Origin of the sequence: Actinotalea ferrariae (genome assembly GCF_019733465.1) — a bacterium.
Classification (GTDB): Bacteria; Actinomycetota; Actinomycetes; order Actinomycetales; family Cellulomonadaceae; genus Actinotalea; species Actinotalea ferrariae_A.
The window spans coordinates 1-8,415 of sequence record NZ_JACVQL010000358.1 but is presented as its reverse complement, the minus strand read 5'-3'; the positions used below and the strand labels follow the sequence as shown (position 1 = coordinate 8,415).

Sequence of the window (8,415 nt, the reverse complement as noted above, 5' to 3'; positions counted from 1 at the left end):
CCCACGGCCGAGCGGGCCAGCCGCAGGACGCGGCGCAGCAGTGGCGAGGGCACGCGCCCAGGCTAGCCGCCGACGTCGCACGGGACCCCGCGCGCGGACGGCCTCGCCGGGCGGCCGCGCGCCGCCCCGTCCGTCGGCTCAGTCGTCGAGCACGAAGGTCACCTCGAGCATGACCTGGTACGCGACGATGCGGCCGTCGGCGACCTCGACCTTCTGGTCCTTGACCCACGCGCCCTGGACGTTGCGCAGCGTCGACGTCGCACGCTCGATGCCGCCCTGGACGGCGTCCTCGAAGCTGACCTCCGAGCGCGAGCTGATCTGGGTGACGCGAGCGACCGTGGTGGCCATGAGTCCTCCTGTGCCGTCGGGTCCGGGTGGGTCCCCGGGCCTCCAGCGTCCGCCGGTGCCCGCCGACCCGCAAGGGCGCCGTGCTGCGGGCTCGCGGTGCGGGTGGAGGCGGGCGTCCGTGGGACCATGGTGGTCCGGCCCTGCGCGTCGTCCGCCAGAGCCCGTCCACGAGCACCCGAGCACCGGAGCGCCCCCGCTGTGTCCCCGATCCCCAGCGCCCAGCTGAGCAGCCGCATCCAGCCGGCCGCGACGCCGCCGGAGCTGCTGCGCAACTTCTGCATCATCGCCCACATCGACCACGGCAAGTCGACCCTGGCCGACCGCATGCTGCAGCTGACGGGCGTCGTCGACGCCCGGGCGATGCGGGCGCAGTACCTGGACCGGATGGACATCGAGCGCGAGCGCGGGATCACCATCAAGTCGCAGGCGGTCCGGATGCCCTGGGCGGTCGCCGACGAGCAGGGTGCGCTCGTCCCGTACGCGCTCAACATGATCGACACCCCCGGCCACGTCGACTTCACCTACGAGGTGTCCCGGTCCCTCGCCGCGTGCGAGGGCGCCGTCCTCCTCGTGGACGCGGCCCAGGGCATCGAGGCGCAGACGCTCGCGAACCTGTACCTCGCCATGGAGAACGACCTGGCGATCGTGCCCGTGCTCAACAAGATCGACCTGCCGGCGGCCCAGCCCGAGAAGTACGCGGAGGAGATCGCGGGCCTCGTGGGCGGCGACCCGGACGACGTGCTCCGCGTGTCCGGGAAGACGGGCGAGGGCGTCGAGGTGCTCCTCGACAAGATCGTCCGGACCGTGCCCGCGCCCCACGGCTCGGCGGACGCGCCCGCGCGCGCCATGATCTTCGACTCCGTCTACGACACCTACCGCGGCGTCGTGACGTACGTCCGCGTGGTCGACGGCCAGCTGAGCCCGCGCGAGAAGATCGTCATGATGTCGACGAAGGCGCACCACGAGCTGCTCGAGATCGGCGTGATCTCGCCCGAGGCGATGCCCACCAAGGGCCTGGGCATCGGCGAGGTCGGCTACCTCATCACGGGCGTCAAGGACGTGCGCCAGTCGAAGGTCGGCGACACCGTCACGAACCAGAGCAAGCCCGCGTCGGAGTCGCTCGGCGGCTACGCGGACCCCAAGCCCATGGTCTTCTCCGGGCTCTACCCGATCGACGGGTCCGACTACCCGGTGCTGCGCGACGCGCTGGACAAGCTCAAGCTCAACGACGCCGCGCTCGTCTACGAGCCCGAGACGTCGGTCGCGCTCGGGTTCGGCTTCCGGGTCGGGTTCCTCGGCCTGCTGCACCTCGAGATCGTCCGCGAGCGCCTCGAGCGCGAGTTCGACCTCGACCTCATCTCGACCGCTCCCAACGTCGTCTACGACGTCACGATGGAGGACCGCTCGGTCATCACGGTCACCAACCCGAGCGAGTTCCCGGGCGGCAAGGTCGGCGAGATCCGGGAGCCGGTCGTCAAGGCGACCATCCTGGCGCCGAGCGAGTTCATCGGCGCGGTCATGGAGCTGTGCCAGACGCGCCGCGGCGAGCTCGGCGGCATGGACTACCTCTCGGCCGACCGGGTGGAGATGCGCTACACGCTGCCGCTCGCCGAGATCGTCTTCGACTTCTTCGACCAGCTGAAGTCGAAGACGCGGGGGTACGCGTCGCTCGACTACGAGCCCGCGGGGGACCAGGCCGCCGACCTCGTCAAGGTGGACATCCTGCTCCAGGGCGAGCAGGTCGACGCCTTCAGCGCGATCGTGCACAAGGACAAGGCGTACGCGTACGGCGTGATGATGGTGGGCAAGCTCAAGGAGCTCATCCCGCGCCAGCAGTTCGAGGTGCCGATCCAGGCCGCCGTCGGCTCGCGCGTGATCGCCCGCGAGACGGTGCGCGCGATGCGCAAGGACGTCCTCGCGAAGTGCTACGGCGGCGACATCAGCCGCAAGCGCAAGCTGCTCGAGAAGCAGAAGGAGGGCAAGAAGCGCATGAAGACGATCGGTCGCGTCGACGTGCCGCAGGAGGCGTTCATCGCCGCCCTCTCGACCGAGTCGGGTGGCAAGGACGCCAAGGAGAAGGCGCGGAAGTGACCGCACGGCTCGTGCCGGCCCGTCCGGTCGCGCCGGCTGGTGCGGTCGCGAGGGCCGGTGCGACCGCGGTCGCCGCTGCGCTCGCGGGGGCGAGACCGTGAGCCCGGCTCTGCCCGAGGGCGAGGTGCCGCCCGCCGACGGCTCGCTGCCCGCCTGGCTCGACGACGGCGCCGACCGCTCCTTCGGCGTCTACGTGCACGTCCCGTTCTGCACGGTGCGGTGCGGGTACTGCGACTTCAACACCTACACGGCGTCGGAGCTGCTGGCCGAGGCCGGCGGGCGTGTCGCCGGACACGAGGCGTACGCGGGCACGGTGCTGCGCGAGGTCGCCCAGGCGGCCAGGGCGCTCGACGCCGTCGGCCGCGGCGGCCGGCCGGTGTCCACCGTCTTCGTCGGCGGGGGCACGCCGACCCTCCTCCCGGCGGGCGACCTCGTCGCGGTGCTCGACGGGGTGCGCTCGACCTGGGGCCTCTCGCCCGGCGCCGAGGTGACGACCGAGGCGAACCCGGACTCGGTCACGCCCGAGAGCCTCGCGGAGCTGGCCGACGGCGGCTTCACGCGCGTGTCGTTCGGCATGCAGTCGGCCGTGCCGCACGTGCTCGCGACGCTCGAGCGGACGCACGACCCGGAGCGCGTGCCGCGTGCGGTCGAGTGGGCGCGCGACGCCGGGCTCGCCGTGTCGCTCGACCTCATCTACGGCACGCCGGGGGAGAGCGTCGAGGACTGGCGCCGCTCGCTCGACGCCGTCGTCGCGTGCGGCGTCGACCACGTGTCGGCGTACGCGCTGACGGTCGAGGAGGGCACGAAGATGGCGGCCCAGGTGCGCCGCGGCGTGCTGCCGCGTCCCGACCCGGACGACCAGGCCGCCAAGTACGAGCTGGCCGACGACGTGCTCACGGCCGCGGGCCTCGGCTGGTACGAGATCAGCAACTGGGCCCGCACGCCGGACGACGCCTGCCGGCACAACGTCGGCTACTGGCGCGGCGACGACTGGTGGGGGTTCGGACCCGGCGCCCACTCGCACCTGGGTGGTGCTGCCGACGGGCCGAGGTCGGTGCGGTGGTGGAACGTCAAGCACCCGCGTGCCTACGCCGACCGGCTGGCCGCCGGCGCGACGCCCGCGGCGGGGCGTGAGCTGCTCGGGCCGGACGAGGTGCAGCTCGAGCGCGTGCTGCTGGGTGTGCGGATCCGCGACGGGCTGCCGCTGGACCACGTGGACGCGGCGGGGCGGCACGCGGTCGCGGGCCTCGTCGCCGACGGCCTGCTGGACGGTGGTGCGGCCGTGCGCGGCACCGCGCTGCTCACGCGGCGGGGGCGCCTGCTCGCGGACGCCGTCGTCCGCGCCCTCACCGCCTGACCTCGACGCGGACGGGGCCGGTGACCGTCGTGGTCACCGGCCCCGCCGTGGGTGTTCAGCGCGTCACTTGATGAAGCGGATGTTCACCGGGTAGCGGTAGGCCTCGCCCTTGTTGACGGCGACCGCGGCCATGATCATGAAGACCAGGGCGACGACGAACGCGAGGTACAGGATCCCGCCGAGGCCGAAGGTGACCACCGAGATGATCCCGACGGCGATCGCCGCGAGGGTGATCGTGATCTGGAAGTTGAGCGACTCCTTGGCCTGCTCCTCGACGAAGCGGCCACGCTCCTTGTAGACCAGCCAGATCACGAGCGGGGCGATGAAGCCCAGGATGATCGGGCCGAGGTGGGCGAACAGCGCCCACTGACGCTGCTCGGCGTCGCTCAGCGGCGGCTGCAGGGGCGCGCCGTAGCCCGGGGCGGGCGGCGGTGCGTTGTAGCCGGGGGGCGGGGCGTTGTAGCCACCGGCCGGCGGCTGCTGGTACCCGCCCGCGGGAGGCGTGCCGTAGGCGGGCGGCGGCGTCGCGCCGGGCGTCGAGGGGGCGCCGTAGGCCGGGGTGGACGGCGGCGTTCCGGGTGCCTGAGGCTCGTCGGAGGGGTTGGTCGTCATGTCGCTTCACCAGCTTGTCTTGTCGGCCTGACCGCAGCTTGACGGCCTGAGGGGTCCCGGACCCGGTCGTGCAGCCCAGGGGCGAGCGGCGGTGCACCACGTCGGTGCAGGGCAGACAGTAGCGAAACCGGCACCCGGCGTGGGGCGATCCGCGGCGTCAGGCCGTCACGAAGTCGATGAGCTCCTCCATCCGGCCCAGGAGGCTCGGCTCGAGGTCCCGGTAGTCGCGCACGCTGCGGAGGATCCGCTGCCACGCGCGCGCGACGTCGGCCTGCTCGGCGTGCGGCCAGCCGAGCGAGGCCAGGACGCCCCGCTTCCACTCCGTGCCGCGGTCGATGACGGGCCAGACGTCGAGCCCGAGCCGCTCCGGCCGCACCGCCTGCCACACGTCGACGTACGGGTGACCGAGCACGAGCACCGTCCCGGGCGGCGCCGCCCGCACGGCCTCGGCCGCGATCCGCGACTCCTTGCTGCCCGGGACCAGGTGGTCGACGAGCACGCCGAGCCTGCGGTCGGCGCTCGGGCGGAACGCCGCGACGCTCGCGGGCAGGTTGTCGACGCCCTCGAGCAGCTCGACGACGACGCCCTCGAGCCTCAGGTCGTCGCCCCACACCTTCTCGACCAGCTCCGCGTCGTGCTTGCCCTCCACCCAGATCCGCGCGCCGCGGGCCACGCGGGCCCGCGCCCCGTGCACTGCGACCGAGCCCGACGCCGTCCGCCTCGGCGCGGCGACGGGCGCGGGCCCGGCGGGCGGCGTGAGCTCGACCGGTGCTCCGTCGACCCAGAACCCCGGGCCGAGGGGGAAGGTGCGGGTGCGTCCGTGCCGGTCCTCGAGGACCACGACGTGCATGCCGCCCGACTTCTCGACCCGCACGACGGCGCCCACCCAGCCCGTCGTGACCTCCTCGACGACCAGACCCGCCTCGGCGACCTGGGGCCGGCTCACCGGCCCGCGTCGTCCGTGCGCCCCCGGACCGCCGCCCAGGACGTCGTTGCCGTACCGGTCCACCTCGTGCCTCCTCGTCGTGCGCGTGCCCCCACCACGTGTACCCCCTGGTGCGACGCGGGTAGGATTGGCACTCGGACGCTGAGAGTGCCACATGGGTGCGACAGCGGTGCGGGAGGCGGGTCCGCGCGCCGCGCAGGTGCCGTTGGGGTCGGACGAGCCGGACGACGGGGAGGTGCGATGAGCGAGGACCGCAGGCTCGACGTGCTGCGCGCCATCGTCGAGGACTACGTCCACACGCACGAGCCGGTGGGCTCGCGCGTGCTGGTCGAGCGGCACAACCTCGGTGTCTCGCCCGCCACGATCCGCAACGACATGGCCGCCCTGGAGGACGCCGGCTACATCGCGCAGCCGCACACCTCGGCGGGCCGCGTCCCCACCGACAAGGGCTACCGCCTCTTCGTCGACCGGCTCTCCACGGTCAAGCCGCTCTCGGCGCCGGAGCGCCGGGCGATCCAGGCCTTCCTCGAGGAGGCCGTCGACCTCGACGACGTCGTCGACCGGTCCGTGCGCCTGCTCGCGCAGCTCACGCACCAGGTCGCCGTCGTGCAGTACCCGTCGCTGCGCCGCTCGGCGCTGCGCCACCTCGAGCTCGTCCCGGTCGGGGAGAGGCGGCTGCTCGTCGTCATCATCACCGACAACGGTCGCGTCGAGCAGCGCGTCCTCGAGCTCGACGAGCCCGTGGCCGAGCACGTCGTCCCCGAGCTGCGCGCCCGGCTCAACGCGACCGCCGCCGGCAAGCGCCTCGTCGACCTCCCCGAGCCCCTGAGCCGGATGACGAAGGCGTTCGCGGTGTCCGAGCAGCCGCTCGTCCAGCGCGTGATCCGCGCGGTCGAGGACACGCTCGCGGAAGCCACCGAGGAGCGCATCGTCATGGCCGGCACGGCGAACCTCGCGCGCAGCGGTACCGACTTCACGGGCACCATCCGGCCCGTGCTCGAGGCGCTCGAGGAGCAGGTCGTCCTGCTCCGGCTCCTCACCGAGATGGCCGAGGACTCCGCCGGGGTGACCGTGCGGATCGGCCGCGAGAACGAGCACGCGGGGCTGGCGGAGACCTCCATCGTCGCCGCGGGGTACGGTGCCGACGACGAGCCGGTGGCCCGGATCGGCTCCCTCGGCCCGACCCGCATGGACTACGCGGGGACGATCGCCTCGGTCCGCGCCGTGGCGCGGTACCTGTCCCGGATCCTGGCCCAGTGACCCGTCCCGCCGGCGCCCCCGCCGGGTGACCGTCGCCCGGCACCACCACCCGTCCCGTGACCCAGCGACAGCCCGCCCCGCGGCGGGGCCGCGACGCCCAGAGAGTGTGATGTGAGCAGCAACTACTACGAGGTCCTGGGCGTCAGCCCCGACGCGACGCAGGACCAGATCAAGAAGGCGTACCGCCGGCTCGCCCGTGAGCTCCACCCCGACGTCGCGACCGGCGACGGCGCCGAGGAGCGGTTCAAGGACGTCTCGCGCGCCTACGAGGTGCTGTCCAACCCCGAGAAGCGCCAGATGTACGACCGCGGCGTCGACCCGACCGCGCCGGGCGGCGGCCAGGCCGGCTTCGGCGCGGGCTTCGGCTTCCAGGACATCTTCGAGACGTTCTTCGGCGCGGCGCAGGGCGCGTCCGCGCAGCGCGGCCCCGTCCCGCGCGCCCGGCGCGGGCAGGACGCCCTCGTCCGCCTCGACATCGACCTCGCCGAGGCCGCGTTCGGCGTGCACCGCGAGGTCCCGGTCGACACCGCGGTGCTGTGCGGCACCTGCCAGGGCACGTGCTGCCGCCCGGGCACGTCGCCCCGCACGTGCGAGGTCTGCGGCGGACGCGGCGTCGTCCAGCGCGTCGCGCGCTCGTTCCTCGGCCAGGTCATGACCTCGAGCCCGTGCGCCGCGTGCCACGGGTTCGGCACGGTCATCCCCGAGCCGTGCCCGGAGTGCTCGGGCGAGGGACGCGTGCGCAGCCGCCGGACCCTCTCGGTCGACGTCCCCGCAGGTGTCGACACCGGCACCCGGATCAAGCTGACCGGTCAGGGCGAGGTCGGGCCGGCGGGTGGTCCGCCCGGTGACGTGTACCTCGAGGTCCGCGAGCGCCAGCACGACACGTTCGTGCGTCGGGGCGACGACCTGCACTGCACGCTCGAGATCCCCATGACGGCCGCCGCCCTCGGGACCGTCGTGCAGCTCGAGACGCTCGACGGCGTGCGGGACATCGACGTGCGCCCCGGGACGCAGCCCGGCGACGTGCTCGTCGAGCGCGGGCTCGGCATCGGTCACCTGCACGTCGGCGGCCGCGGCGACCTCAACGTCCACGTCGACGTCCAGATCCCCACGACCCTCGACGAGGAGCAGGAGGCGCTCCTGCGCCGCCTGGCCGAGCTGCGGGGCGAGGAGCGTCCGGCCTCGCGCATGGCCCCGGCCCACCCGGGCGTCTTCGCCAAGCTGCGCGACAAGCTCGCCGGCCGCTGACCCGTGCCGTCGACGAGCCCGGCGACCGCCGAGGTGAACCCCCTGCGGGTGACCGCGTGAGCGCGCCCGTCTTCCTCGCCGGGCCGGGTCAGCTCGTCGGCGTGGCGGCGGGGGACACCTACGTGCTGGAGGGCGCCGAGGCGCGGCACGCGGGCGTCGTCCAGCGCCGGCGCCCGGGGGAGCGCATCGACGTCGCGGACGGTGCCGGCGTGCGCCTGCGCTGCACGATCGCGGGCGTCGAGACGGGTCGCCTCGTGCTGGACGTCGTCGAGCGGGTCGAGGAGCCGCTGCCGCCCGTCCGCCTCGTCCTCGCGCAGGCGCTCGCCAAGGGCGACCGGGACGAGCTCGCGATCGAGGCGGCGACGGAGGTCGGCGCCGACGAGGTGGTGCCCTGGCAGGCGTCGCGCTCGGTCGTGGTGTGGCGCGGCGACCGCGCTGCCCGGAGCCGGGCGAAGTGGCTGGCGACCGTCCGCGAGGCGACCAAGCAGTCGCGCCGGGCGCGCGTGCCCGACGTGGCCGAGGCCGTGGACACCCGCGGCCTCGCGGCGCGGAC

Annotated in this window: 8 protein-coding genes; 5 read left to right on the top strand and 3 right to left on the bottom strand. The window is 73.9% G+C overall.

The features are described from left to right. Positions 1–138: 138 nt before the first annotated feature. Positions 139–348 (bottom strand): dodecin family protein, encoded by a 210-nt coding sequence (locus tag ICW40_RS19750; protein WP_221655686.1) that lies wholly within the window; start codon positions 346–348, stop codon positions 139–141. Between the two features lie 198 nt (positions 349–546). On the opposite strand from ICW40_RS19750, the gene lepA reads away from it, so the two are divergent. Then, positions 547–2,439, top strand: coding sequence for a translation elongation factor 4 (gene lepA, locus ICW40_RS19745; RefSeq protein ID WP_308121929.1), 1,893 nt, complete (start codon positions 547–549; stop codon positions 2,437–2,439). Positions 2,440–2,536: 97 nt separating this feature from the next. Beyond that, complete coding sequence (hemW, locus tag ICW40_RS19740; protein ID WP_221655684.1) at positions 2,537–3,796, top strand: radical SAM family heme chaperone HemW; 1,260 nt, start codon at positions 2,537–2,539, stop codon at positions 3,794–3,796. A 63-nt stretch (positions 3,797–3,859) separates the two neighbouring features. On the opposite strand, the gene ICW40_RS21705 is transcribed toward hemW, so the two are convergent. Both ICW40_RS21705 and ICW40_RS19730 read right to left on the bottom strand, forming a co-directional pair. Further along, a complete protein-coding gene (locus tag ICW40_RS21705) occupies positions 3,860–4,408 on the bottom strand; it encodes a DUF4870 domain-containing protein (protein WP_221655683.1) in 549 nt (182 codons plus the stop codon). Between the two features lie 157 nt (positions 4,409–4,565). Beyond that, positions 4,566–5,417 carry a DUF3097 family protein gene (locus ICW40_RS19730; RefSeq protein ID WP_308121928.1) on the bottom strand — a complete coding sequence of 284 codons (852 nt, stop codon included), beginning with the start codon at positions 5,415–5,417 and terminating at the stop codon, positions 4,566–4,568. Between the two features lie 177 nt (positions 5,418–5,594). Between ICW40_RS19730 and hrcA the strand changes: the two genes are divergently transcribed. The 3 genes from hrcA to ICW40_RS19715 all read left to right on the top strand — a co-directional run. Beyond that, entirely contained in the window at positions 5,595–6,614 is a 1,020-nt protein-coding gene (gene hrcA / locus ICW40_RS19725; protein WP_221655681.1) for a heat-inducible transcriptional repressor HrcA, read from the top strand. 111 nt (positions 6,615–6,725) lie between these two features. Then, on the top strand, positions 6,726–7,862 hold the full coding sequence (dnaJ, locus tag ICW40_RS19720; RefSeq protein WP_221655680.1) for a molecular chaperone DnaJ: 1,137 nt from the start codon (positions 6,726–6,728) through the stop codon (positions 7,860–7,862). A 56-nt stretch (positions 7,863–7,918) separates the two neighbouring features. Next, positions 7,919–8,415: RsmE family RNA methyltransferase (locus ICW40_RS19715; protein ID WP_221655679.1), on the top strand; the 497-nt coding region annotated here is incomplete at its 3' end.